A 26,153-nucleotide genomic window follows, 5' to 3' on the forward strand; every position below is an offset into this window, starting at 1 on the left:
CCTACCACAAAAGTTTATCGATTTATCAAACCAGATGTATATAAGTTTACTGTTACGTCTATCCCTTCTATATAGGAAAATTCAAAAATGGAAAAAGATATATATGCTAACACAAAAAAGCAAGCCAACATAAGATCGGCTTGCTTTTTTCCATTTATATTAATGTAATAAAGCTGATTACGCTCATATGCTGTCTTTTTTCCGCAACAAAGCGTCTACAGAATACAAGCTACTTCCATTGATAGCGAGATGAACAGCTATTGCCAACAATGCCAGATCAAGCTCATATCCAGCCATTTGACCATTGCCTGTGAATCCAACAGCGCTTTTCACTGTAATAATAGCTCCTGCCAAAACAAGTATAAATAAAAATGATACGATACGAGTGCCAAGGCCCAAAATCACTGCAATGCCACCTACGGTTTCGATTGTCGCTACAATGTAAGCCAGAAATCCTGGAAGTCCGATGCTTTCAAACCATCCTGCTATATTGCCTATTCCACTTTGAAATTTGTCCAAACCATGAATCAAAAAAGTAATCCCTATTACAAGTCGTAAAATCAATATTCCTATCTCAGACTGCTTCGTCATTCTTTACTATCTCCCTTATCTGCTTTATGAGTACGTTATTTTCAGTCGTGTGTTTGCTCATCAACCAAACACAATCGCATCAAGCGCGTATGAACCAGGTCCAATTAAAGCTACACCAATCGCTACCGCAATCAGAATCGCATTGTATTCAAATCCGCTTTCTGTTGCCCAGTAGCCGTTTTTTCCGTGAACAGTAAAAATGGCTACAAGCATGGTAACAACGATAAGCAAAGCCCCAACCGGCGTCAAGAATCCGGCTGCAAATAGAAGGCCACCTACCAATTCGCCTGCGCCGGCCAGAAAGGCCATCAATACACCCGGTTTTACGCCAATGGATTCCAACCAACCTGCAGTTCCTTTTAACCCATGACCACCAAACCAACCAAACAATTTTTGTGCACCATGCCCCACAAAAGTCAGACCAATCACTAAATGGATTATCAAAAGTCCTACACTCATTTTGTTCCCTCCTTATCAACTTTTTGTCTATAACTAACTTTATGTAAGAATAATAAACTTTATAACTTACTTTTGTCAAGTAACTATCTATAAAATTATTAAGATATAAAAAGTAATTAATATCTCTATATAATCTGCATATAAAATTACATTTGTATTATCAAGGGTGTTATATTACTTAGCATGCGTAAAATCGTAGTGAACAACACAGCAAAAGCCCGGTCATTGACCGGGCTTGATAAGCTATCTGTAACTATACGCTGTTTTTCAATTGAGAAGACGGTACGTGGAATGGGTCTAAAAAAGATTCTTGAAGGTGCTCAGGATACCCATACACTCCGTGTTCGCTAATATCTAAACCAAGAATCTCTTCTTCTTCTGATACTCGTATACCGATAGTCGCCTTCAAGCTGGCGATCACAATATACGTAGCAACAGCCACATAAACAAAACAAGCCAAGACCCCTATCGCCTGAACACCTAACTGATGAAAACCGCCTCCATATATCAAACCTTCCCTGCCAACACCCACTGTTTCCACCAGGCGGGGAGAAGCAAAAAATCCGTTAGCCAACGTTCCCCAAACGCCGGCCACTCCATGTACGGAGGCAGCATAAATCGGATCATCAATGCCTTTGCGTTCAAGGTAAATAGCCGTAAAGTACGTAAGCACGCCAGCAATTGCTCCAATCAATACGGCAGCCCATATCTCGACAAATGCGCAGGAAGCAGTAATCGCAACCAAGCCAGCGAGCGTACCATTCAACATAGAGGTAATGTCCGCCTTGCCGCTATAAATCCAGGAAGCGAGAAGTGCGAATACCGCGGCAGCTGCCGTAGCCAACTGTGTTGTAATCGCAACGTGGCTGAATAAACCGGTCCCTACAGTTAATGTGCTTCCGGCATTGAATCCAAACCAGCCGACCCATAGAACAAATACGCCAAGCACAGTATATACCTGGTTATGACCAGGTATGAGATTGGGCTTCCCATTAGCATTAAACTTGCCCAGCCGCGGCTTTAACATCATCGTTGCGATAAAAGCCGCCGTAGCACCCGTCAAATGCACCACCGTAGAACCTGCGAAATCCTGCTTTCCGTGTTCTGCAAGCCATCCTCCGCCCCAAATCCAATGGCCGATAACTGGATAAATAAGTGCTATAAATAAAATACTAAAGATTAAATATACCGATAGCTTTGCACGTTCGGCAAATCCTCCGAAAGCAACTGCCAAGGATACACCTGCAAACGCGAGCTGGAATAGGAAGAAAAGTTCAACCGGGACGCCACCTACTTCATTTATCCCGTTTAGCAGAAATCCGGAAAGACCCGCAAACGCATTGCCCTCACCGAATGTAACACCAAATCCAACTGCCCAAAAGACAAGAGAACATAGTCCAAAGGCTAAAATTGTTTTCCCAGCTACATGCCCGGCATTTTTCATTCGGGTAGACCCAGCCTCAAGCAAAGCGAATCCGGGCTGCATGAAAATAACCAAAATCGCCGAGATGATAATCCATAAATAATCTGTTGATTTGGCAACCTGCTCAACACTCTCCGCCGCCCATACACTTTGCGGTATGAGGCATAATACGATAAGAACCAGCAACCCCCATCTCTTCATCTTTCCACCCCTTTGAACAATAATCATAACGCTGTTGTTATGTGTTTATAGTGTACTCGTTTTATTGTTCAATTTCGGGGTTTATGTCAGGTTATTTAACATGTTTTTTCTTGATACCGATTATACATTCATTTCGTAGGCAGGTATTTTGGGCAAAAAAAAACAGGAGTTAGTATCCATTTTATTAATGGAACTCCCTGTCTTACATTCCTTCTTTCAACCTGTGTTTTGGGCATATTTTCCTCTTTATATGGAACGTTTTGACATATGAACTGACGTTCGTTACGCTGATACTATATACTTTTTTATTCGCCCCCTTACATAAAACAATAGATAAACATTTCACAAAAGAAGTTTTGACATAAATCATACAGCAGAAATATAAAGATAAGATGGATACGACCTTTCATGAGAAAAAGCCCGGATATATCGGTCATTTACAACCGCCTTCCGGACTTTTATACGCTACATAACATCATATTTTATTACCCTGATTAACGGGTTGAGTTTGTGTAAGCAAGTTATATTGTTTCATCGTCAATTTTATTTTTTTCCCACGCACATACAGGAACACAACGTGTTCTTCTTTCATTATGGTGCCTCCTTTAAGCATTCATGTTCCTTCTTTTATTATCGGATGCTTTTTTTAAGATCGTTCGAAAAAAAGGTAAACATTGTGTAAATTTTTACAAAACGTTGTTCATGCGTACCCATATTAATAAAAGGAGCGGAGAAACGATATGTATATCTTGTCCTTTACAGAAGCACAAAATCACGAAAAATCTATCGGCTCAAAAGCAAAGAACTTATCCATTTTATTAAACCATCAGTTGCCTGTTCCGAATGGATTTGTCGTTACGATGGAGGCTTTCTTGCGTTGTCTAGAATACAATCAGCTGAACATGTCACATATACAGAAATTTGCACAAATCCTCCCTACTATGGAAATTCCGAAGGATATTCAAAACATCTTGTACCAGAAGTTCGAAGAGCTGTTGTCAACCTATCATTCTGTTGCCGTACGCTCCTCATCTGCTGCGGAAGACTTGTCGGGAGCTTCTTTTGCCGGGCAGTATGACACATTTCTGAATATAACAACGTCCCAGGACCTTGAGGATAAGGTACGGGCTTGCTGGGCCTCTATGTTTACTCCACATGTGATGCAATATATGAGTGAAATGAATCTGCCTGTCACCGAACTTTCAATGGGAGTTATCGTTCAGGGGCTCATTCACTCTGACGTCTCAGGCGTATTATTCAGCGCGAATCCGATTACACATAATCCAGAGCAGGTTGTCATTAATGCAAGCTATGGACTGGGAGAAGCTATCGTATCCGGCATCGTCACTCCCGACCTGTTTATCGTAGATAAAACCACCCGAGGCATTCAAAAAGAAGCAGGGGCAAAGGAAGTAAAAATCATCGCCAGCCAAACCGGCGTACAAACACTGGAAACATCCGTAGAAGAACAAAAAAGCCTCTGCCTGAGCGAACCTCAAATCCACCATCTGGCTGATATGTCCAGCACCGTCGAAAAGCTGTATGACACTCCCGTAGATATAGAATTCGGTATCGAGCAGGGGCAAATCTACCTGTTACAGGTTAGGCCTGTGACAACGATTCTCTCAAAATTTCAACAATCTATCATACTAACGGAAGCTGATAAACAAAGAAGGCCGTTCTGGATTCATGATGACAGTCATTTTCCTGGAGCCAAAACACCTTTATTCGCTTCTTTTATGATCCCCGCCTTTAATTATGGAATGAACAAAGCTGTCAACGAATTCGCCTTTTTCGCTTCCGATATCGAATTAAAATGCGAGGATTATTACTTTTATCAAACAATGACTGTTCATACGGAAAATATGGCGGAACGTGCAAAAAGACAACAGGAGAAAATGGCTCTCTTATTTCCACATCTAAAACAAAACTTGTATCAGGCTGTGGAAAAAATCCTACTGCCCAACTACGCTATATTTGATGAAGCCAGGAAAAACGAATTGTCACCAAAAGAAGCAGAAAACAAATTGAAACAGCTGCTCGCCTTTTACAAGAAAGCTTGGGAAATTCATTTTCAGATTGTCATACCGGCGGAGATGCTCAATGCTCTATTGGGGAATATTTATGAGCAACTCATTGGAAAAAGCGATCCCCTTTTCATTCACGAACAATTGGTCGGGGTCATGAACAAAACATTGGAGACAGACAGAGAGCTATGGAAATTAGCCAAAACAGTAAAGAACAGTTCAATATTATCCGCCGCTTTTGCTAGGTATAAAGCAAAGCATTTAGAAGAAGAGCTCGCTTGTAGCACGGAAGGTCGTCAATTCCTGCAATCTTTACATGATATGCTGTCGATATATGGATACCGCAAAGCGGATGTACATGAATTCATAGGTACGACCTGGATTGAAAATCCAGCTCTCGTTCTAGCTCATATTCAAGTATTGATTGAATCAGGATACGATTTTGAAGAAGAGTTTCAACAAAAAGCAGCCCAAAGACAGCAGAGCTATGAATCTTTTATTCATGGACTTGACGATAGTAAAGCAAAGCGCCAATTCATGAAGTTATATGAGTATGCATTGGAGGGGGCCTGCGTTCGTGATGATCATCATTTTTACATTGATGCAATGCTCACCGCAAAAACGAGGCTGTTTCTGCTTCATGTCGGGACATTACTGGTCCGGCAGGCCGTACTGAAAGATGCAGAAGATATTTTTTATTTATATTATGATGAAGTACTGAAGGCACTACAACATCCGATTCCTCTTCTCGGCATAATCGAAGAACGAAAACGAGAGTATGATGAAAGCCGCAACAAAACGGTTCCTTCCCATTATGGAAAGATTCCAAAAGAATACATGGAGAACCCAATAATAAAAGGCATGTTCGGAAGTATGGAAACAGAAGTTACAGATACAGAGAGAACCACCTTTAGAGGCTTTGCCGCCGCAAAAGGAACATATACAGGCACTGTTAAGGTTATTCATCGACAAGAAGACTTTTCCAAATTGCAGAAAGGGGACGTTCTTGTATGCCGGACTACTACGCCTGCCTGGACAATATTATTCTCATCTGCCGGCGCGGTGATTACTGATTCGGGAGGCATCCTGTCCCACTCCGGAATCATTGCAAGAGAATATAGAATTCCAGCGGTAGTCGGAACAAAGATAGCGACTACAACATTACAAGACGGTGATATCGTCATGGTGAATGGAACGGACGGGACGGTGAAAATCGTTGAGTCGGAATAAAGAATACATCCTTATTCTTTCTTTGTTAATGGGAACGATCCTTGTTCCCATTAACTCCACGATGATTGCGGTAGGGCTGTCGTCGATTTCGGATTTTTTTAACGAAAGCATCGCAAGCATCTCCTGGATTGTCACCATTTATTTAATCGTCATGGCTGTCACACAGCCAATTGCGGGAAAACTTGGCGACATCTATGGTAATCGCCGAATGTACATCTGGGGCATCTCCTTATTTCTACTTGCTTCTGTTGGCTGTGCATTCTCACCAAATGTGCTCTTACTTATTGTCTTTCGGTCTTTGCAAGCGATAGGTGGAGCTTTGCTTACACCTAATTCCATGGCAATTGTACGGCATACAGTAGAAAAGGGGCGTCTCGCCAAAGTGCTCGGTCTGTTGGGCATGGGAATGGGATTAGGGGCAGCGCTCGGTCCGTTAATCGGTTCAGTCCTGATCGACTCATTTGGCTGGCAATCCATATTTTGGGTTAATGTCCCATTTTTGCTGTTCGCTTTTCTTAGCGCTATTTTTATCATTCCGAACGTTGATACTACAAATCCAGTACCCCTTGATATTCCGGGAGCTATTTATTTAGCGATCAGCTTTACTCTTTTTATTTTACTTACGCATCCGCACCGACCTATCACCTACTTTATGATGGGAGCTTGTCTTCTTACCTTTAGCTATTTATTCGTTCGTAGAGAGAAGCGTGCTCCTGCGCCGTTAATCCATTTTGGCTTATTTCATAATCGAACCTTTACGAGTGCTAATCTATCCATCCTGCTCAGCAATTTTACGATGTATGCCATATTGCTAATGATGCCTTTACTAATGACCTCTCAGTTTCAATTGTCTACATCACAAAGCGGGCTAGTTTTATCATGCTTTTCCATCTCGATGTCAGTAGCGGGATGGATAGGCGGACATATAACCAGTAAATTCGGGAGCCGCAAAATCATTAGCCTCTCCTTTGCTTGCATGACAGGAGCCAATCTTTTATTTTTCTTCCTAAGCGACGTACGCTCGATCAGCTATCTTGTTCTTACGCTTCTCTGGGGCGGATTAGCCATTGGTATTGGAACACCAGGCATGCAGACATCGTCCCTTGAATCGGTCGATAAAAGTATGGCGGGCATCGCATCCGGAATTTTTTCCACATTCCGCTATTTTGGAAGTATGGTCGCCTCTACGTTGGTAGGGCTTGTCCTCAATTCACATATTTTATTTATGGCATTGCTTTTAGCAAGTGTTCTGGGCATTATCACGGCACAGGGGATCGGGCGAAGAGCGTCAGTAACACCAGTGTCGAACACAAGATAATATCTTTCCTGCTCTGTATCTATATAAATTACACTTAATATTTTGACAGGGTAGCGTGGTTGGAAGGAGGAGGGATGGAGAAAGAAGAGGATGGAGACGCCCTGCGCCCCGGCAGAAGAAAGGCCAGCATGTCTTTTTCCGACCGCTCTCGCCCACCGCCCTTCCTTCTTTTCTTCCCTCTCACCACAAGAATTTGTCGATGTATTAAATCAGATGTATATAGATTAATACGTAGTATTTTACTACTTTTCCTTTTCTCTACCTGTGATGATAATCACATCCTCCAGCAACAAACATTCATATAGTAAAGGTACAACCCATACAAATACTGTAAGGAGGAATGCGTGATGTTTTCTGAAACCCAGGCTTTTTCCTGCTCCCAAGCAGCGGCCAGGCCTACTTCCTACTGTCCTGCCATCCAACAGCTGCTTGATGAACACGAACCGCTTCGCCAGAACATGCGCGAACTTATCGATGATGCCGGACAGCTCTTTCACAACGACGTTCCCGGACATGACCCGGAAATACTGCGAATGCTCCTCGCCCTCTTCATGAAGGAACAAGCATTCAGACTAAAGCTCGAATTGCATTCTGAAAAAGAGGAAAAGGGCTTGTTTGCCATGCTAAAACAAAAAATGGGTTCGGATTTTGGACCTGTCAATGTAATGGAACTTGAACATGAAGAAGCGAAAAAACTGCTTTCCACATTTGAACAATTTGTCTCCTCTCCATTAGAAAACGCAAAAAAAGCGGCCATCCATCTAATGGATGCCTGCCAGATCCTTCTGCTTCATTTTACAAAAGAAGAAACCGTACTGTTTCCGTTTGCTGAGAATTCACTCACACCCGAACAAAAACAACAGTTATTTTGTATGCATCGTTAATCATTTATACACACCGCCTCTACAAGAAAATGAAATTGTTAATCAAGCTTTATTCTATAAAATAAGCCAGACAAGGAGTAAAGAATCCTTGCCTGGCTTATTTATAAGACGTTCTACTTCACAATTAAGACGGGGCAGTTTGCCAATTGCGAAACCTTGTGGCTGACGCTTCCTAGCATCATCTCTTTGAAAGGACCAAGCCCGCGGTTTCCGATAATGACAAGGTCTATCGGATTTTCTTTTGTATACTCAATGATTTTTTGTGCAGGATTTCCACATGCATACACATCGATTGCATGAATACCGTTCGCTTGGATTTTTTCTTTGGCTATCTGAAGCAATTCCTTGGCCTGCTTTTGGACGGTTTCATTATACTCTTGGTTATATTGTGCCGAAAGAAGCTGGCCCCTGGCGTACGGATACAAATATAAATTAATTTCTTCCCCCACATGTAAAAGAATGACTTCGGCTTCATTCTCTTTCCCCACAACAGCTGCCGTTTCTATTACTTTTTTGCTGATTTCTGATCCATCAACGGCTACAAGTATTTTTTTGAACATCCCTGTCTCCCCCTTATGTTATGGAAAAGCTGTTCTCATCCCTATTGTAGCCTATCTGCGTAAAAATGCTGTGACAATCTTGGCACAGTTTACATTAGGAATACACCTTCTTAGCTACTGTTCTCATTTTCCGATGATGAAGCCCATAATACAGCAATGTGGTACAGGCAACGACAATACCGGCAACGAAATACATCGTATGGTAGTTCGTTTTTTCTGCGATAATACCAAGAACATATGAGCCAATTCCGTACCCTGAATCAAAGAATACAAAATAGGTAGCAGTCGCAAGCCCTCTCCGATGGCTTGGTGCAGCTTTAATAGCGATCGTTTGAAAGCTTGGCAGAAGGGCTCCGTATCCGAGCCCGATTAGTGCTCCCATCAATAAAAATATGAAAGTAGTGTGTGATTGGCTTAATCCAAGCATGCCTATCGTAAACAATGTAATACCCGGATAGACAAGAATGTGTTCCCCCATCCGATCGAACAGCTTCCCTGTGAAAGGACGCGATAATACAATCATTGCAGCAAATACGACAAAGAAATAGCTGGCAGCCTGTTCGATACCGAGTTCTCTCGCATAAATGGAAATGAATGTTGTAAGGGCTCCGTAAGAAAACGCCAGAACGCTTCCCGATAAAGAAATGGGAATCGACTTTGGTTCAATAAGACTTTTCCAATGCCAGGACTGTTTCGCTTTCTCTCGTGGAGCACGCTCGGGAATGCGAGCACTCATCCCGATTACAAAGGATAACACGGCAAAAACAATACATACGACAAACAGTACGTAAATGCTATAATGCGTCATAATTGTAAGTCCCACAAAAGGTCCGATGACCATCGCCAGACTCATAAACAAGCTAAAGTAGCCGATCCCTTCCCCTTTTCGCTGGTCCGGTATAATATCAATAACAACTGCACCAGTTGCCGTTGTGGCAATTCCGAATCCGATACCATGCAGAAAACGCAGGACAAACAAAGCAGATAGACTATTTATTCCTACATATATAAAGCTGCAAATCATAAATAAAGCAAGTGATATAAATATGACTTTTCTCCGATTCAGTTCATCGATCCATTTCCCGGCTAAAGGGCGAAAAATAACGGCTGCAATAATAAAGTATGTCATGACAAGCCCAATCTGCTGGGTGCTTCCCTGGAGCGTATCCTTAACATATACGGGAAGTGTAACAGCCAACGAATAAAATGTCATAAATAAAAAAAAGCTGCTGATACAAACAGCAACAAAATCCCGGTTCCATAATCTCTCATTTTTCAAACGTTATCTCTCCATTTCCTTGATGCGCATGTTTGCATTTTCTGTTATTTGTCTAAGTACCTCTCTAAATTCCGCTATTTTTTCTTCGGATATGTTCTCTAAAACATTCATAATTACTTCGGCCTCAATTGGGATTAGTTTATCGTTTACTGTCCGTCCTTCATCCGTTATACATACTAAAAAGGATCGTCTATCTTCCACGTTCGGCCTTCTCTCAACCAACCTCTTCCGCTCTAGCTGGTCAACAATTCTCGTTACGTTCGTCTGATCCTTTTCTACCCGCTTTGCCAAATCTTTCTGGCTTATAGCGTCCCGCTCAGCCAGCCTATTCAATACAATCCATTGTTCCCTTGTAATGCCGTACGATTCAAAACGGATCGACAAAAGCTGACCTACTCTCCGCCCTGCATTATTTAACACAAATCCTAAGGAATCCTCAAGCTTCAATCAGTTCTCTCCTCTCAAATAATTGCTATAGCAATTATAACTATACCATGAAATAAATGCAACAATTTATACAAAAGTCAATATAGTCAGGGATAAAATCTCCATTTTTTCCACATGATAAGGTAAAACAGAAATTTGAGGTGGATGAAGTGGGTTTCTTTAATGCAATATCTGAATGGAAAACAGCAAGGTATGAGAAAAAAATAGCAGAGATGAAGGAGCAAGGTAAATGTCCGGACTGTCGTGGAAGAGGATTTAACCCGGTCATGCTGCCCGAATTTTATTATATGAACAACTATGATTGTCCCGGCTGCAACGGCAGCGGTCTGTTTTCGGATTGGGCCCAAGGTAACGAACGGTATACTTGATTGTACTTTTATCAGCTGAGGCGGTGCTATTATATGAAAAAATCCCAAAAGGCGCAGGATGTACCTGCGCCTCAAAACGAAACTTGAGGCGATCGAGAAACTGCTTCATTAACAGACCGCCCTCATCCTTTGTCGTCAGCCCGATTTGCACGTGCCTGCCACAATACAACTAACGGTCTACTTAAGCAATCAGAAAATCATATCATTATGGAAGCTCTCGAAAAAACCGGAGGAAACATTTCACAAGCCTCCCTGACCCTCGGTATCGGACGCAGTACCTTGTATCGCAAATTGAAAAAGCTAGCTATCCCAGATGACTTCATATAGACTAACAAAACAAAAGAGGGCGCAATGCCCCCTTTTGTTTTCCTTTATTATTAAAAAATTACCTGTGCATTCTTGAAGATTTTGACGCTTTTCTATCGTATATCTCAAAATAGTACGTGCACGGTGTATCCTGTGTGCCCTTTTGTCGGGACGTTAGCTCCCATTCCGTATTTGATACGGCTGGAAAGAATGTATCTGCGTGAAATGTTCCATCTACCTGCGTGATATATAGCCTATCTGCATGAGGCAAAAATAAACGATAGATTTCTTCTCCACCGATAATAAAAACTTCTTCCTCTTTCTTTATATATTGTGAGAGGATATCATCAACGGAGTGATAAACAAGGCAACCTTCTGCTTTATAGGACATATCCCTGGTCAGGATGACATTCGTTCTTCTAGGAAGCGGCTTCCCAATCGATTCAAAGGTTTTTCTTCCCATAATTACGATCCGATCGCTTGTAAGCTTTTTAAAATATTGCAGATCCTCAGAGATATGCCATAGCAGCTTATTCTCTTTGCCTATTCCTCTTTCTGCATCCATAGCTACAATCATTGATAGCATCAAATGGCAACCTCCATTTTAATTGCAGGATGATATTGATAATTGACTAACTCAAAATCGTCAATCGTAAAATCATCAAAATTTTTAACATCCGGATTTATCCGCAGCTCAGGCGCAGCATATGCTTCACGCTGGATTTGCTCTTGCAGAGGCTCAATATGTCGCTCGTAAATATGTAAGTCATTAATATTGAAAGTTAACGTACCTAGCTCATACCCGGTAACCTGGGACACCATTCTTTGAAGTACGTAATATTGGAATACATTAAACGGATTTCCCAAAGCTAAATCATTAGACCGGATCTGAACGATAAGATGAAGTTTTCCCTGCTTAACAAGCCATTGGTTGTTCCAAACGCAGGGATACAATGCCATCTGATCAAGATCGTCAATATTCCATAAAGAGATAACATGCCTTCTGGATGCAGGATTGGCTATCAATTCTTCGAGCAAGTGATGAACCTGATTCGTTATTTTGCCTTTCAGCATAATAGGCTTGCCGAGCTGATAACCGTATGCTTTGCCAATGTTATTGTTGGCGCTTGTCCATTCTTTCCATATGGTGACATTGTTTTCGTCAAGATATGTACAATCGCTTGTACGTTTAACGTAAAACCAGAGAAGTTCGTGAATAGCAGATTTCCAGGCTACCCTTTTCGTCGTTAGGATAGGCACCTCGGAATTGTCGAATGTAATCTGCTTTGAGATGACGCTTTTCGTATAAGCTGGCGTACCGTCCTCCCATCTCGTCCGTACTTGCTGATCCTTGTCCCAGTCCCCATTTTCTAGTATATCGCTGACTAAATTTTTATATATGATGTCTGCCATACCCATACTGTTTTTCTCACTCCTGTTCCTTGTATACTACCTTCCTGCATTCTTACCCGTCTATCACAGTATTCACCATACAATAAAAAATCCCTTCAAGCCTACAGTAATCTTATTTTTCTCTACTGTATACATGAAAGGATTCATTTGCTGCTTGAAATTTTATTGCAATGTCGGAATAATTCCAACCCGCTTATGCTCATATCCATACTTATCAAGATACGCATGCTTTTCTTCGGTGTTTATCGGTCGCCACCCGTAGCATAAATAAGTAGGATCATTTATCCATCGATTATTAAAACAGCATAGCTTTCTTGTACATTCCATATCCTTCGCCCACCAACAATTCTTACAGTTTCTATATTCTTTGATTCTCTCCACTTCCATTCCCCCAAATTGAGTTGCCTACCCGAAAACTTATTAGCAACTTATATATAGTGTCTAGCTTTAATTTTACAATGTATAAAAATTAAATATAAGAAAATTTTTTCCTAGGAAAAACCGCCTATTTACTCAATTATGCTTATTAGGCGATGCTTTATAAAGATAAACATACATAATATTAATATGGCACTAAGTTGATATTGTAGCTTTTTTTGTTTATATTGCACACTTTTTCTCTTTGTCCCCGTCTGTATTATTGAACGAAAAACACACCAGGAGATGGAGGATGATGTTATGAAAAAAATGATTGGAATGTGCGTGACAAGCTGTTTGCTGCTGGGAAGTATGGGAGCAGTTGCTGCCCAAGCAGACAAGCCGGAGGCACACCCTATCCCTGTCCCTATCGCGAGCACACCGCAGGATTCGTTTAACAAAATGAATTACATACTCGTGGTAAACGGCAAGCCATTACAGGATCGATCCGTTTATAGCTCGGAGAACGAGCTTATGATACCTCTTCGTTCCCTGACGGAAGCACTTGACTACAAAGTAACATGGAATCAAGAAAAGAAAACCGTTGAATTGCAGCAGGCAGCCCAATGGTTCTCCCTTACAATCGGGGAGGATCGCTATAATGTAGCCCGTATGCTGGTACAACTCGGAAAAGCTCCGGAATTGAAAGATGGAAGAACATATGTCCCGCTAAGCTTCGCGGAAAAAGTGTTAAAGATGAGGACAAAGGTAGATGAAACAGGTGTCATTACGATTTCTGCATCTAAGGATGCCGTGCAAAATATGCTGCAAACAGACGGCGTCATTACAGAAGTAAAAGACCTTGAGTCAAGTAATAAATTGCTGTATGTTATGGGGAAAGCAATTACACCAAACGGACATAGCTCAATCGCCTTGAATATCGATGACAAAACGGAGATTATCGATGGGGTTACGTCAAAACCGCTAACAGCAAAAGATATAAAGAACAATATGAAAGTGCAAGCCTTCTACAGCCCGAAACTGACAAAAAGCCTGCCACCGCAAGGGCATGCCGAACGTATTGTTGTTTTTCAGCAACTGGGCAAAGTAACCGGAACGGTTACAGAAATCCGTGAAGACAAAGATAATACGCTTGTACATGTGGACGGAGATTCCGATAACAAGATAGAAAACGATGTCGTATTAGGATTCAATGAAGAAACAACTGTGCTGTCAGTAGACGGTAAAACCATAACCAAGGAGCAGGTAAAGAAAGGTGACAAAGTAACCGCCTATTATGGACCTATCATGACGATGAGCCTGCCTCCTATAAGCAACGCCAATACAGTTATTCTTGAGACAAAATAACCATTCAATACAAACGCCGCAAAGATGTATGTCTTTGCGGCGTTTTTTCATTATCTGGATAATTCGTACGGAATACAAATCGGAACACCGGTTCGAGGGTCAGAAATAATATCCGCCTCAATCCCAAACACTTTGGACAGCACTTCATGGGTCATTACTTCATCAGGTGCCCCCTCTTCTATTACTTTCCCTTTCTTAATCGCTACCACATGATCGGCAAAGCGAGACGCATGGTTGAGATCATGCACAACCATAATGATGGTGCGGGATTCCTCTTCATTTAGCTTTTTGAGCAATTTCAGCACCTCCAGCTGATGGGCCATGTCCAGAAATGTGGTTGGCTCATCTAGCAGAAGAATGCTTGTCCCCTGTGCCAAGGCCATGGCAATCCAGGCGCGCTGTCGCTGCCCTCCGGACAAATTGTCTACTGCCCGTTCAGCAAAATCATTCATACCGGTTACCGTTATAGCCCAGCTAATCATTCTGCGATCTTCTTCTTTTACTGTATTAAATCCTTTTTGGTGTGGAAAGCGTCCATATGAGACCAGCTCTGTCACTGTTAATCCGGCTGGGGCTTCTGGATTTTGCGGAAGAATAGCGAGTTGCTGTGCCACTTTTTTCGTCGCCTGTTTGTGAATGGCCTTTCCGTCTAAATAAACGGTTCCGGTCTTCGGCTGCAGGATACGGGCCATGGCCTTGAGAATCGTTGACTTACCCGACCCATTTGCGCCGACAAGAGCCGTAACCTTTCCCTCTGGAATTTTCAGGTTTAGCTCCTCAACAATCAACCGATCCACATAAGCAAGCGACAAGCTCTCCGTATATAAATGGCTCATAAAGACACTCCTTCACATATTGTGCTGCTGCCTTTCATTTAATATATAAATACAGATAATGATTTTCATTTTCATTAAATAATAATAGCAAAAATCAGCTTTGTCAATATACCACACTTACACAATCCCATAGCCCCCTGTTTCCGTGCCAGGCGGGTATGTTCCAAGCAACTGTGTAGTGTATTCGAGCAAATATATATTACCTGACTCATAAGCTTTTAATTTTTTAACTTCATATATATTAAAAAAGATAATTATTATCAATTAATAAGTGCATATATGTTCCTATATTTCTTACTACATAAAATTATCTCATTAGGAATGATTAAGTATTATCCTTCCTGTTGCAGCATCCCATTTTGTTTTCATTCCTACTAAAGCTGCCATATCCGTCAGTGGAACCATAATTTTTCCGTCTCGTTTCTCTATACCGGCAGAAAGTGGAATATCTACTCGGTTTAGCCTTGCCATATTATTGTCCATCTGCAACTGTATAATGGTCGAATTTTTCAAAAGCGTAAGCACGCGATCAGACTCGCTCCACAAAACATGGCTTTCATGCAGCCCTAGCGTATCAATAAAGAAATCTACCGGGACGTATATCCGATTTTGTTTTATGTATGAAGGAGCGGACATTTTTTTCTCTGTTTTTCCTTCGTAATAATTCAGGCTGCCGGGCATCAATGAAATCTCGCTTCTTTTCATCTCACTTTTGTTTTGATAATTAACATAAACGTACGGGAATTGACTTACACGTGGAAACTGTTTACTTTTCGAATCATCCAAAAGGGATATATGAGATAGAGCATCTCCCAGAACGGTAAGGTTGTATATTCCGTCCGCTATCATCCGATTCGTAGTAATTTTTATATTGGATACTCGAATGACAGAGGGCTTTGTGCTCTCTTTTTTTATTTTGAAAGTTATGACATTCTCATGTTCACCGGTTCGATTATCCAATACTTGAACCGAATACGGGTCAATTTCAAGATCACCTTGTATGACATCAACTGTAGGCGGTGCGCTGAAGTACATTCCTTCATGTGGAAGATAGAATGAAATATCCGCATTCCCTTCCTTTCGAAAAGCGCCTTTGATCTCCTCGGTAAACAGAAGATCGGGAGCTGCCTGCTGCTGCTTGCCAAGCAACAATGATACAGATTCCGGCTTTGCTGCCGCTTCAATACGGCTTGTCGGATCGACTTTGGCAATTAAAATATCATGGGCGGTAATTCCATCCCCTTTAATTGATGCTTTCATCTCCCCTTTCTTGTCCACTCTTGCCGTTAAACGCATCGTCGCCTGCAAGCGATATTTTTGTTCCTGCCGATCATGGGGCACAGTAATCGTAATTTTGCCTGTTGTCGTCTCAATTTTCAAGTCGCTATTATGGGAAACATTAATTTTGCTTTCTGATTTAATTCCTTTTGGCAATGAGAAAGTAATTTCTCTTCCAGGCAAGAACGTACCGGGCACAAGCTCTTCAATATCTACGGTAGTCACAAAGTTCGCATCCTTTTTTCCGGCTAAAATCGTATGGACCTTATCGACCGATACGGATAATCCGTATGCTCCCTCCCAAATACGTACCACTTCCTCAGGGCTACTCGATTGGGCATACGTAACGGTGTGTGGTGCGATGAAAAGCGACGCTGCCAGCAAGGCCATTGTGCTTTTTTTTACTATGTGGTTCATCAATATTCTCCTTCCAACACAATAATGAAATTCATTATCAATTAAAACAAAAAAGAAAAATACTCCTAATGAAGTATCTAACCTAATGATTGATAATGATAATCATTTACATAGTAGGACAATCGACCTCTCTTGTCAACATCTTAAAGCTAATTATCAAAGGTGTTGATTATCCAGTATGCTCCAAAGCGGCCGTGTCTCTTCCTTGTGAGAAAACAATTCCTTCACACACGAAATGAGCCTGTAACCGATAATTAATCGATCACAGGCTTGTGTATACTATAAAGCGAAACTTCCGTTTATGCTCCCTTCTTCACTTTTTTCTCTTCTTCATTTTGCGCTATGGCCATTGATTCGCTATGCAATCCTTTATACATGGAGTAGCACATATACAGCATAACGAACGAGAATGGCAGCGCCGCAGCAACGGAGACCGATTGCAGTCCTTTCAATCCGCCGCTTGCTAATAAAATCATCGCAACAACAGCGATAATAAGTCCCCATATAATCTTCGTCCGATTAGCCGGATTCTGATTTCCATCCTCGCTAAGCATTCCCAACACAAAAATCGCAGAATCAGCCGACGTAATAAAGAATATTCCTATCAATGCAACCGCTAATACACTAAGTACAGAGCTGAATGGGAAGAACTCAAAAAATTTGAACAAGGCGGACGTAACATCCTGGGTTACGGCGTCGGCAAACGCTGTATTCCCTAAATTGTGAACAAAGTGGAGAGCCGAGCCGCCAAAGACGGCAAACCAGAAGAAAGAGCCAACTACCAGTACGAATAGCACGCCTATCATAAACTCTTTAATCGTTCTGCCCTTAGAAATCCTGGCAATAAAGCTTCCTACCAGCGGGGACCACGCAATCCACCAGCCCCAATAGAACAAGGTCCAATTCGCAATCCACGTATCCTGGCGGAAAGGCTCCAGGCGGAAGGTCATGCCGATGAAGTTCTGTACATAGCTTCCTACACCATTGAAAAAGATTTTAAAGATTTCTTTTGTCGGACCGAATACAAGGATTAATCCCATAATCGTAAAAGCGAGCAGCATATTCGTATTGGACAAGATTTTAATTCCTTTATCCAATCCGGAAATTGCAGACGTCAAATACAGAACCGTAACGACCATGATAATAATAAACTGTACCGTCTGCGTATCAGGAACACCCCAAAGGTAATGCAAACCATTGGAAATCTGCATCGTTCCAAGCCCCAACGATGTCGTTACGCCAAATACGGTAGCCAGTACAGCTAGAATGTCAATCGTTTTTCCAATAGGCCCTTTTACTTTCTCTCCTAGAACAGGATAAAAAGCGGAGCTCATCAAAGCGGGTTGCTTTTTACGAAATTGAAAATAAGCTAAACAAACACCAACTAGCGCATAACAGGCCCAACCGGAAACACCCCAGTGAAAATATACATACTGTATGGCCTGTCCTGCCGCCTCAGGTGTCCCACCTTTACCTAACGGAGGTGTTACATAATAGTAGACAGGCTCGGCGACTCCCCAGAACATAAGACTAATACCAATAGCGGCACTGAAAAGCATCGCCAGCCATGATGCTGTTTTATATTCAGGGCGGTCGGTATCGTCTCCAAGTCTGATTTTTCCAAATTTAGAGAACGCAAGATACGTACAGAAGAGGAAAAACACAAAAACAGAAGTAAGATACAGCCACCCGAAGTTATCATACGTAAGACTTAAAAAAGAACTAGAAAAAGCACCCAGCTTCTCCGGCATAAATACTCCAAAGACAATAAAAACAAGGCTAACGCATAATGATATATAAAATACCGCTTTCTTGTTCGCCAATCGATTCACTCCTTTATTTATTTTTCAAGTAAAAGCGTTTACAAAAACATGTTTTCTAATATCCTACCTTGTTCATCCCCCCATGTTTCCTGACCTGTCGTCACATTCAGTTAATCACTCTCACCACTATCCCAATAATGTTAATACAACATAATAAATGTGCAAAAAAGAAGCCAAATCCCAACTAGCTTGTTTTTCTGCAATATACCTGACAAAACCCCGCACAAAGAGAGTGAATATTGAGTTTTTTTCAACTCAACGAAGTGATTTCAACTCGTCTGTTCCTTGCATTTATACGAAAACCGGATAAAGAGGGAGGTGTATACAAAGCAACACCTCCTGTGACTCCCCTTTATCAATTATCTGAAATACTTGCTTGATGTAACATATCAGTTAAAAGCTGAAGCATCCGATCTCCGACTTCCGATGTAGAAGCGGACCCTCCCATATCTGGAGTTAGCGTGTCTTTTTCCGTCAGCAGTTGTTCAATCGCATCCAATACCATGCGGCCTCGCTGTTCATATCCAAAAAAGTCAAGCATCTGGCTGGCTGACCACATCGCCGCAAGCGGGTTTGCCAATCCCTTTCCGGCGATATCCGGAGCAGAGCCGTGAATCGGCTCAAACATGGAAGGATATGTTCTCTCTGGATTGATGTTGGCCCCTGCAGCCAGACCGAGTCCACCTGCAAGAGCGGCACCTAAATCAGTCAGAATATCTCCAAATAAATTGGAAGTGACGACAACTTCAAAGCGCTCCGGCTGCATAATCATAAACATGCTGGCCGCATCTACCAAATACGAATAGGTTTGCACATCCGGGTACTCCCGGCTCACTTCTTCAAAAACCTGATCCCAGAATACCATCGAGTAGTTTAGCGCATTTCCTTTGCTGATGCTGGTCAGTGATTTATTCAGTTTCCTGGCGGTTTCAAAAGCATAGCGGATAATTCGCTCCGTTCCCTTGCGCGAGAAGACCCCCGTCTGTAAAACTACTTCTTCTGGCTTTCCTCTAAACAGCCAATCACCGGCACCGGCATATTCTCCTTCGCTATTCTCCCGGATGAACAGCATGTCGATATTATCTCTTTTGGCTTCCTGTAAAGGACAAGGCGCGCCCTGCAGCAAAGTAATCGGGCGAATATTGACATATTGATCGAACTCTTTTCGAATTTTTAACAATAAATCCCAAAGCGAAATATGATCGGGTACTCCAGGATAGCCTACAGCTCCCAAATAAATTGCATCAAACGCTTTTAGCTGTTCAATACCGTCGTCAGCCATCATTTTCCCGTTCTTTGCGTAATACTCGCACCCCCATGGGAAGTATGTAAATTCAAAGTAAAAATCGCTCCCCTCCGTCATCTTTTTAAGGACTTTGACCCCTTCATCGATAACTTCCGGGCCGATGCCATCACCAGGAATGACGGCAATCTTCAATGCTTTGTTCATATGTTCTTCTCCTTTGTTCCGACAGAAAGGAATACTGCTGATACTAGTTTCGATTCCAGATGACTAGCTTCAGCTCCGTCATTTCTTCTATCGCATATTTAATTCCCTCACGTCCTGTTCCGCTTTCCTTTACACCTCCATAAGGCATGTGATCCACCCGGAAGGTCGGAATATCATTAATCATTACTCCACCGACATGCAATTTATCGGCTGCATCCAAAGCGGTATGTACATTATCGGTATAGATTCCCGCCTGTAGACCATACTGGGAATCATTCACCGAATCAATACCTTCTTGAACGGAAGCGATCCGGTTGACTACGACAATCGGAGCGAACACTTCCTGGCACGATACCTTCAGGCTTGCATCACCTTCTAAAACAACCGTCGGATAAAGGACGTTCCCTTCTGCTTTTCCGCCTGTAACGATTCTCGCTCCGGCCTGTCGCGCTTCTTCAATCCATTGCAGTGCCCTTTGTACATCCTGAGGTGAAATCAACGCAGAAACAAACGTGTCAGATTTCAGCGGGTCCCCGATTTTCAGCTTTTCGGTTTCCACCACGAATTTTTCTACAAATTCATCATAAATCGTATCATGAGCATATACCCGCTGCAAAGAAATACAGACCTGGCCCTGATTGGAAAAAGCACCTGCTACACACCGCGAAATGATTTTGTCAACATTTATCCCTTTATCGATAATCACCGCCGCGTTTGAACCTAACTCCAACGTTGTTCGCTTTAATCCTGCTTTATTGCGAATACCAATACCAACAGCAGGGCTTCCGGTAAACGTAATGACGCTCACCCGGTCATCGTCTACAATCTTCTCTCCGACTACCCGGCCACTGCCCGTAACTACATTTAACGCTCCAGCAGGCAATCCGGCTTCCTGCAACAATTCGGCGAGAAAAAAAGCCGTTAGCGGAGTCTGTGTCGCAGGTTTAAGAACAACTGTATTTCCCGCAGCAATGGCCGGTCCCACCTTATGAGCTACAAGATTCAACGGGAAGTTAAACGGTGTAATGGCCCCGATTACGCCTAGTGGCTCACGAACGGTATAGGCAACTCTGCCTTCTCCTCCAGGTGCTGCATCAAGCGGTATCGTCTCCCCATGAATTCGTTTGGCTTCTTCGGCCGCGAATTTATATGTTTCAACAGAGCGGGCCACCTCCGCACGAGCCATCGCAATCGGCTTTGCTGCTTCCAAAGCGATAATGCGAGCCGCTTCCTCCGCCCGATCCGCAAGCAGACGGGCCAGTTCATTCAGAATGTTCGCTCGTTGGTGAGCAGGCATCTTCGCCATAACCTCTCTGGCCTGATATGCCGAAGCGATGGCTTGTTCTGTTTCCTCTTCTGTTGCTGCCGGAACTTCGGCAATGACCTCCTCAGAATAAGGCGAATAAAGCGGGCTGTATTGCTTCGCTTCTACCCATTCTCCATTAATAAATAAATGCTTTTTCATTTATACATCACTCCCCTTCATGCTTTCGGTCATATGTTCTTTTTAAGCTTTTATATCCAGTGCTTCCCGAATCATATCGTGGAATTGGCGTACTCCATGTTCAGTTGGAGAAAACCTTCCTTCCTTAAACGCGCGGGAACGAAACCCAATCTGCTCTAATTCCACCAGCTCTACGTCCTCATCCCGAACCTGTTCCATAAATGCCAATAAATCTTTTTCTTCTTGTGTCAGATTCTTATCGCGGAAGAAAACATGATACACACCTAGCGTAGTCTCATGATCAATCGGCACCATCTGGATGACTGTCATATTTCCGGACCCTGGATAAATCGTCACCATCATGTTTGGCCATAGCCAATAAAAACGTCCGCCCTGAAATTCCGCTTTATTAAGTTCCACGCTTCCATATTGCTTATCCGGCTTAACGATTGTGCCTTGCACAGAGTAATTCTCGCATGCAACAATGGAATATTGACTCATATCCAAAGTAGAAACAAATGACGGATGGGCAATCGGGCAATGATCACACTCCAAATAATTATCGATAAACGCCTTCCAGTTTGCTTTGATGACACGTTTTTTCTCCCATACCTTTTTCAACTCACCTAGAAATTCAACATCCTTAAGAGATGCAAAGAAATCGCCGTAGCTTTCAGCCAACGGTAAAGCATCATCATCCAGATTCACAAAAATCATGGAAGCTTCCATCTCCAGGCGTATAGTCCGAAGGCAGGCGTCCCCTTCACAAAACGGGTCAGCATTCTTGAAATTAGGTGCTTTATATAAAGAACCGTCCAAGTTGAAGGTCCATCCATGATAACCGCATTGCAGAATTTTTTTATTTCCTTCGTCGGTTTTTTCTAGTTTGGTTGCACGGTGCGGACACACATTATAAAAGGCACGAACTTGATCGTCTTTCCCCCGCACGACAAGAATTGGCTCCCCGGCTACTTCACAAGTGAAATAATCTCCCTGCTTCTGCACTTGACTACTATGCCCTACGAACTGCCAGGAACGAGCAAAGATTTTCTCCTGTTCTTCTTTTAAAACCTGTGGCTCCGTATATAAACGGTATGGAATCGTTTTTATCATTACAGAAGTGTTATTTGCTTGTACTTGGTTTGCCATCATACATTCCCCTTTCATTTATCGCCTTTTTGTAAGATTGAACTGGAAGTAACTCGATGCATTTAATATAAGAAATCGCTTACATTCTTGGCTCACTCATCTCCTTTTAGCGTATATACCATACGATTTAAGACTGAATAAATCATGATTGAAGAGTACGCCATTTTATATTTGCAAGCGGTGTGCCAACATTTTTTCCTTGATTTAAACGATTTTTCACAGTAATAATATTCTTAATATTAATTAATTTGAGTTATTTTTAATTCTTTTCGAGTTGTTTTCGATTCGGTGTTCTTATGGGGGGCTGCCTTATGAAAGAAGAAACAAATCATCATAACACGATTGAAATGCGAATAGATATGCTGGAAAAAATCTTGGACAACGCTTCAAATGAGATTTATGTTCTTGACGAGAATCGGTGCATTGTCTTCTGCAACAAAGTATTCGAAAACCATTACGGACTAAAACGCTCTGAAGTAATCGGAAAAGCGAATGAAGAATTTTTTAATCAAGGATATTGGACTCCATCTATCGTTCCGCTTGTTTTTGAAGAGAAAAAAGCGGTTACAATCAAGCAAACAACGCACTATGGCGGAGAGCTTATTACGACAGCGATCCCGCTTTTGAATTCGGCACAGGAAATTGAACTTGTAGTCATTACCGGACACGAGCCAAATTACAAAAAGATTAGATATCTAAACGAACAAAGAAACAAAGATGACAATGACATGCATACATCAGGAAGTCCCATTATTACCAATTGCGAAAAAATGAAAAACCTCCTTGCGTTTTGCACAAAAATCGCATCTGTTGATTCTACCATTCTCATTCAAGGAGAATCCGGGACAGGTAAAGGAGTTTTTGCACAATACATCCACAGTTTAAGCCAGCAAAAATCCGGGCCTTTTCTGGCAATTAACTGTGCCGCAATTCCTGAGGAACTGTTGGAATCGGAATTATTCGGCTACTCTCAGGGGGCCTTTACCGGGGCCAGCAAAGCAGGGAAAATCGGCCTGATAGAATCAGCGCACAACGGTACGCTCTTCCTTGACGAAATTGGAGAAATCTCGCCGAAAATTCAGGCCAAGCTGCTACAGGTTATTCAAGAGCGACAATTCCTTCCGGTCGGTGGCAGAGAAATGAAAAAAGTAAACATTCGCATTATTACAGCTACTAATCGCAATTTGCTCGACATGGTAGAAAAAAACTCTTTCGGGAGGATTTATACTATCGTTTGCATGTTATCGAAATCAAAATTCCGCCGCTCCGGGAAAGAATAGAGGACATTGTTCCTTTAACCTATTATTTTCTGAATAAATTCAATCACAAATACGGAGTTGATCGATTAATTTCTCAGGAATGCCTTGATCTTATGGTTAGCTACTCCTGGCCGGGCAACATCCGGCAATTGGAGAACATTATGGAGAGACTGGTCGTTACGACTGATTCTGTGATCGGGGTACAGGATCTACCTGAAATGATTTATCAACAAGCTAAAATCCATTCTCATTCCTCGTTTCCCGCTTCTTTCGATGAAGCTGTGGAAAAATTGGAAAGAGAGCTAATCGTTAATTCATATAAAAAGTGGGGCAGTTCCAGAAAGGTGGCCAATGATTTACGCCTCAGCCAGACAAGAGCTTCCAAGCTTATCCGAAAATACTGTCACCATATAGAGGAATAAGATCAAAAATATAAAAAAGCCTGACATGAGGTTTCCTTTACACGGAAGCCTGTGTCAGGCTTTTTTATATGAATGATTTATTATTTCACGATTAAAACTGGGCATTTTGATAGCTGAGATACTTTATGGCTAACGCTGCCAAGCATCATCTCTTTAAAACCGCTCAGTCCCCGGCTGCCGATGACGATTAAATGATACCCGCCTTCCTCAGCCTGATCAAGAATTTGGCGTGCCGGATCTCCTTTGGCATAGAAAGCTTCTGCTGGTACGTTCGCTGCGGCTGCTTTGGCTTTTGCCTCACTAAGCAACGCCTCGCCCTCTTTTTTCAACGACTCTTCCATTTCAGCAATATAATCTTCGGGAATATATGGAATTCCCCCCATCATATACGGAGAAGTGATTGCCTCTTTCCCAACATGCAACAGGCTAATACGGGCGTTTTGTTCCTGCGCAATGCTTATTGCCGCCTCCAGCGCTTTATTCCCCATCTCTGAACCATCAATCGCTACTAAAATTTTGTTAAACATCCTTCTTCCTCCTCTATTTACATAAATACGTTTCTCACAATTAAAATCTTACCTTATATTCTTCTCTTCCGAAAGTACATATCTGCTGCTACCGGCACCGAATCCAAAAATAAATAGAAGAACCGCCACAATACTAAGCATAATAAGAGGAACATTCCAACCATGTGTTGCATCGTGTATAAAACCAAAAAGAGTAGGTCCTACGGCAGCAAGCAAATAGCCAATCGATTGCGCCATACCTGACAGTTCGGCTGCTTCATGCACGCTGCGGGTCCGCAGCGCAAAAAACATTACAGCCAGACTAAAGCAGGAGCCGGTCGCGATACCAATTAATATAATCCATAATGGCATGAACAGTATACTTCCACCAAGAAGCCCTATGTAACCAGTAAGCAACAGAGCCGAAGTAATGCCTACAAGCATGCGCTGGTTTGAACTGCGACTGGCAAGCATGGGCATAATGAATGTAGCTGGGAGGCTAACAAACTGCATTAATGAAAGCATCCATCCCGCAGATGAAGAGCCAACCCCTTGCTGGCGCAGAATTTCAGGAAGCCATGCAATAATTACATAAAAGCATAATGATTGTAAGCCCATAAACATAGTGACTTGCCAGGCTATACGGGAACGCCATAAGTTGGCGGCAGGCGCTACTGTTCCTTGCGCAGCAGCGGAACGTTGATGGCGATAACGAAGTTGAGGTAGCCAAACCAATAAAGAAACCGCAGAAAGAAGCGCCCAAAAAAGAAGGGAGCCACGCCAGCCAAAGCCAATTCCTTGTGCAAGCGGGATGCTAATACCTGAGGCAATAGCTGCCCATAAATTCATTGAAACAGAATATACGCCTGTCATTAGTCCCATTTTCTTCGGAAACTCCTGCTTAATCATACTGGGCAACAGTACATTCCCCATTGCAATGGCCATTCCGAGCAAGGCCGTTCCCCAAAATAGCGCTCCGACTACTGGCACCGAACGCAAAAGAATCCCAGCCGTCAGAACGAGCAGGCTCACCAGCAATGTCATTTCCATCCCGAATTTCCGGGCGATTTTAGGTGCGAACGGGGAAAGAAGCGCAAAAGCCAGCAATGGAAAGGTGGTCAGCATGCCCGCTAACGCGTTCGATATGCCCGTATCATCACGGATGACTCCAATTAACGGCCCAACCGATGTAAGCGGAGCCCGCAAATTAGATGCGACAAGTACAATTCCTAAAATAAGCAACCATAGCCCGGCACGAGAATAATCGCGTGTGTGGACTATATTTGTTTCTGAAATCATATTATTTCTCCCTCTATAAATTAAAGTTTTTCTTGCGAA

25 protein-coding genes are annotated in these 26,153 nt (G+C 42.4%); 8 read left to right on the forward strand and 17 right to left on the reverse strand.

The genetic code is table 11. The features are described from left to right. Window positions 1-183 precede the first annotated feature (183 nt). The 3 genes from HMPREF0083_RS21100 to HMPREF0083_RS21110 all read right to left on the reverse strand — a co-directional run bounded on the left by HMPREF0083_RS21100 (window position 184) and on the right by HMPREF0083_RS21110 (window position 2,674). Window positions 184-591, reverse strand: a complete 408-nt coding sequence (locus HMPREF0083_RS21100; RefSeq protein ID WP_021623812.1) for a DoxX family protein — start codon at window positions 589-591, stop codon at window positions 184-186. A gap of 60 nt (window positions 592-651) precedes the next feature. Further along, complete coding sequence (locus HMPREF0083_RS21105) at window positions 652-1,050, reverse strand: DoxX family protein (protein ID WP_021623813.1); 399 nt, start codon at window positions 1,048-1,050, stop codon at window positions 652-654. Between the two features lie 253 nt (window positions 1,051-1,303). After that, window positions 1,304-2,674 carry an ammonium transporter gene (locus tag HMPREF0083_RS21110; RefSeq protein ID WP_081696143.1) on the reverse strand — a complete coding sequence of 457 codons (1,371 nt, stop codon included), beginning with the start codon at window positions 2,672-2,674 and terminating at the stop codon, window positions 1,304-1,306. 740 nt (window positions 2,675-3,414) lie between these two features. Between HMPREF0083_RS21110 and HMPREF0083_RS21115 the strand changes: the two genes are divergently transcribed. From HMPREF0083_RS21115 to HMPREF0083_RS21125, 3 genes are all read left to right on the forward strand, one after another. Further along, window positions 3,415-5,931 carry a PEP/pyruvate-binding domain-containing protein gene (locus tag HMPREF0083_RS21115; RefSeq protein ID WP_021623818.1) on the forward strand — a complete coding sequence of 839 codons (2,517 nt, stop codon included), beginning with the start codon at window positions 3,415-3,417 and terminating at the stop codon, window positions 5,929-5,931. Further along, a complete protein-coding gene (locus tag HMPREF0083_RS21120) occupies window positions 5,918-7,249 on the forward strand; it encodes an MFS transporter (protein WP_040304260.1) in 1,332 nt (443 codons plus the stop codon). The genes HMPREF0083_RS21115 and HMPREF0083_RS21120 overlap by 14 nt, the downstream gene beginning before the upstream one ends. Window positions 7,250-7,596: 347 nt before the next feature. Then, entirely contained in the window at window positions 7,597-8,133 is a 537-nt protein-coding gene (locus HMPREF0083_RS21125) for a hemerythrin domain-containing protein (RefSeq protein ID WP_021623821.1), read from the forward strand. Window positions 8,134-8,246: 113 nt separating this feature from the next. Here HMPREF0083_RS21125 and HMPREF0083_RS21130 read toward each other — a convergent pair whose 3' ends face one another. The 3 genes from HMPREF0083_RS21130 to HMPREF0083_RS21140 form a co-directional block, all read right to left on the reverse strand. After that, a complete protein-coding gene (locus HMPREF0083_RS21130; RefSeq protein ID WP_021623822.1) occupies window positions 8,247-8,693 on the reverse strand; it encodes a universal stress protein in 447 nt (148 codons plus the stop codon). 94 nt (window positions 8,694-8,787) lie between these two features. After that, on the reverse strand, window positions 8,788-9,972 hold the full coding sequence (locus tag HMPREF0083_RS21135; RefSeq protein ID WP_040304262.1) for an MFS transporter: 1,185 nt from the start codon (window positions 9,970-9,972) through the stop codon (window positions 8,788-8,790). Window positions 9,973-9,975: 3 nt separating this feature from the next. Continuing rightward, on the reverse strand, window positions 9,976-10,419 hold the full coding sequence (locus HMPREF0083_RS21140; protein ID WP_021623824.1) for a MarR family winged helix-turn-helix transcriptional regulator: 444 nt from the start codon (window positions 10,417-10,419) through the stop codon (window positions 9,976-9,978). Window positions 10,420-10,568: 149 nt separating this feature from the next. Here HMPREF0083_RS21140 and HMPREF0083_RS21145 point away from each other — a divergent pair, with 149 nt between their 5' ends. After that, complete coding sequence (locus HMPREF0083_RS21145) at window positions 10,569-10,787, forward strand: methionine aminopeptidase (RefSeq protein ID WP_040304264.1); 219 nt, start codon at window positions 10,569-10,571, stop codon at window positions 10,785-10,787. A 129-nt stretch (window positions 10,788-10,916) separates the two neighbouring features. Next, on the forward strand, window positions 10,917-11,114 hold the full coding sequence (locus tag HMPREF0083_RS29845) for a helix-turn-helix domain-containing protein (protein WP_262360696.1): 198 nt from the start codon (window positions 10,917-10,919) through the stop codon (window positions 11,112-11,114). Between the two features lie 58 nt (window positions 11,115-11,172). Here the strand turns inward: HMPREF0083_RS29845 and HMPREF0083_RS21150 are convergent, their stop codons facing one another. From HMPREF0083_RS21150 to HMPREF0083_RS28325, 3 genes are all read right to left on the reverse strand, one after another. Next, the gene (locus HMPREF0083_RS21150; RefSeq protein ID WP_021623827.1) at window positions 11,173-11,679 is read right to left on the reverse strand and encodes a dihydrofolate reductase; all 507 of its coding nucleotides are present in this window, start codon (window positions 11,677-11,679) and stop codon (window positions 11,173-11,175) included. Further along, entirely contained in the window at window positions 11,679-12,512 is an 834-nt protein-coding gene (gene thyA / locus HMPREF0083_RS21155) for a thymidylate synthase (RefSeq protein WP_021623828.1), read from the reverse strand. Before thyA ends, HMPREF0083_RS21150 begins: the two co-directional genes overlap by 1 nt. 156 nt (window positions 12,513-12,668) lie before the next feature. Further along, a complete protein-coding gene (locus HMPREF0083_RS28325) occupies window positions 12,669-12,833 on the reverse strand; it encodes a hypothetical protein (RefSeq protein ID WP_021623829.1) in 165 nt (54 codons plus the stop codon). 351 nt (window positions 12,834-13,184) lie between these two features. On the opposite strand from HMPREF0083_RS28325, the gene HMPREF0083_RS21160 reads away from it, so the two are divergent. Further along, window positions 13,185-14,231, forward strand: coding sequence for a copper amine oxidase N-terminal domain-containing protein (locus HMPREF0083_RS21160; RefSeq protein ID WP_040304265.1), 1,047 nt, complete (start codon window positions 13,185-13,187; stop codon window positions 14,229-14,231). Between the two features lie 50 nt (window positions 14,232-14,281). On the opposite strand, the gene HMPREF0083_RS21165 is transcribed toward HMPREF0083_RS21160, so the two are convergent. From HMPREF0083_RS21165 to HMPREF0083_RS21190, 6 genes are all read right to left on the reverse strand, one after another. Next, window positions 14,282-15,067: an ABC transporter ATP-binding protein gene (locus HMPREF0083_RS21165; RefSeq protein WP_021623831.1), complete on the reverse strand. Its 786-nt coding sequence runs from the start codon at window positions 15,065-15,067 to the stop codon at window positions 14,282-14,284. Window positions 15,068-15,382: 315 nt separating this feature from the next. Then, on the reverse strand, window positions 15,383-16,762 hold the full coding sequence (locus HMPREF0083_RS21170) for a copper amine oxidase N-terminal domain-containing protein (RefSeq protein WP_021623832.1): 1,380 nt from the start codon (window positions 16,760-16,762) through the stop codon (window positions 15,383-15,385). 299 nt (window positions 16,763-17,061) lie between these two features. Further along, on the reverse strand, window positions 17,062-18,585 hold the full coding sequence (locus HMPREF0083_RS21175) for a glycine betaine uptake BCCT transporter (RefSeq protein ID WP_040304266.1): 1,524 nt from the start codon (window positions 18,583-18,585) through the stop codon (window positions 17,062-17,064). A 355-nt stretch (window positions 18,586-18,940) separates the two neighbouring features. Continuing rightward, window positions 18,941-20,035: a tartrate dehydrogenase gene (locus HMPREF0083_RS21180; protein ID WP_021623834.1), complete on the reverse strand. Its 1,095-nt coding sequence runs from the start codon at window positions 20,033-20,035 to the stop codon at window positions 18,941-18,943. Window positions 20,036-20,078: 43 nt separating this feature from the next. Beyond that, window positions 20,079-21,500 carry an aldehyde dehydrogenase family protein gene (locus tag HMPREF0083_RS21185; RefSeq protein WP_021623835.1) on the reverse strand — a complete coding sequence of 474 codons (1,422 nt, stop codon included), beginning with the start codon at window positions 21,498-21,500 and terminating at the stop codon, window positions 20,079-20,081. A gap of 42 nt (window positions 21,501-21,542) precedes the next feature. Then, entirely contained in the window at window positions 21,543-22,631 is a 1,089-nt protein-coding gene (locus tag HMPREF0083_RS21190) for an aromatic ring-hydroxylating oxygenase subunit alpha (protein ID WP_040304267.1), read from the reverse strand. Window positions 22,632-22,939: 308 nt separating this feature from the next. Between HMPREF0083_RS21190 and HMPREF0083_RS21195 the strand changes: the two genes are divergently transcribed. Both HMPREF0083_RS21195 and HMPREF0083_RS29960 read left to right on the forward strand, forming a co-directional pair. Continuing rightward, on the forward strand, window positions 22,940-23,908 hold the full coding sequence (locus tag HMPREF0083_RS21195; protein ID WP_327848876.1) for a sigma 54-interacting transcriptional regulator: 969 nt from the start codon (window positions 22,940-22,942) through the stop codon (window positions 23,906-23,908). Next, entirely contained in the window at window positions 23,863-24,309 is a 447-nt protein-coding gene (locus HMPREF0083_RS29960; RefSeq protein ID WP_327848877.1) for an AAA-type ATPase lid domain-containing protein, read from the forward strand. The genes HMPREF0083_RS21195 and HMPREF0083_RS29960 overlap by 46 nt, the downstream gene beginning before the upstream one ends. Before the next feature lie 80 nt (window positions 24,310-24,389). Here the strand turns inward: HMPREF0083_RS29960 and HMPREF0083_RS21200 are convergent, their stop codons facing one another. Next, a complete protein-coding gene (locus HMPREF0083_RS21200) occupies window positions 24,390-24,836 on the reverse strand; it encodes a universal stress protein (RefSeq protein WP_021623839.1) in 447 nt (148 codons plus the stop codon). A 48-nt stretch (window positions 24,837-24,884) separates the two neighbouring features. Then, on the reverse strand, window positions 24,885-26,114 hold the full coding sequence (locus HMPREF0083_RS21205; protein ID WP_040304268.1) for a CynX/NimT family MFS transporter: 1,230 nt from the start codon (window positions 26,112-26,114) through the stop codon (window positions 24,885-24,887). Window positions 26,115-26,153 lie beyond the last annotated feature (39 nt).

The sequence above is a fragment of the Aneurinibacillus aneurinilyticus ATCC 12856 genome, assembly GCF_000466385.1.
In the GTDB taxonomy this organism is placed as follows: Bacteria; Bacillota; Bacilli; order Aneurinibacillales; family Aneurinibacillaceae; genus Aneurinibacillus; species Aneurinibacillus aneurinilyticus.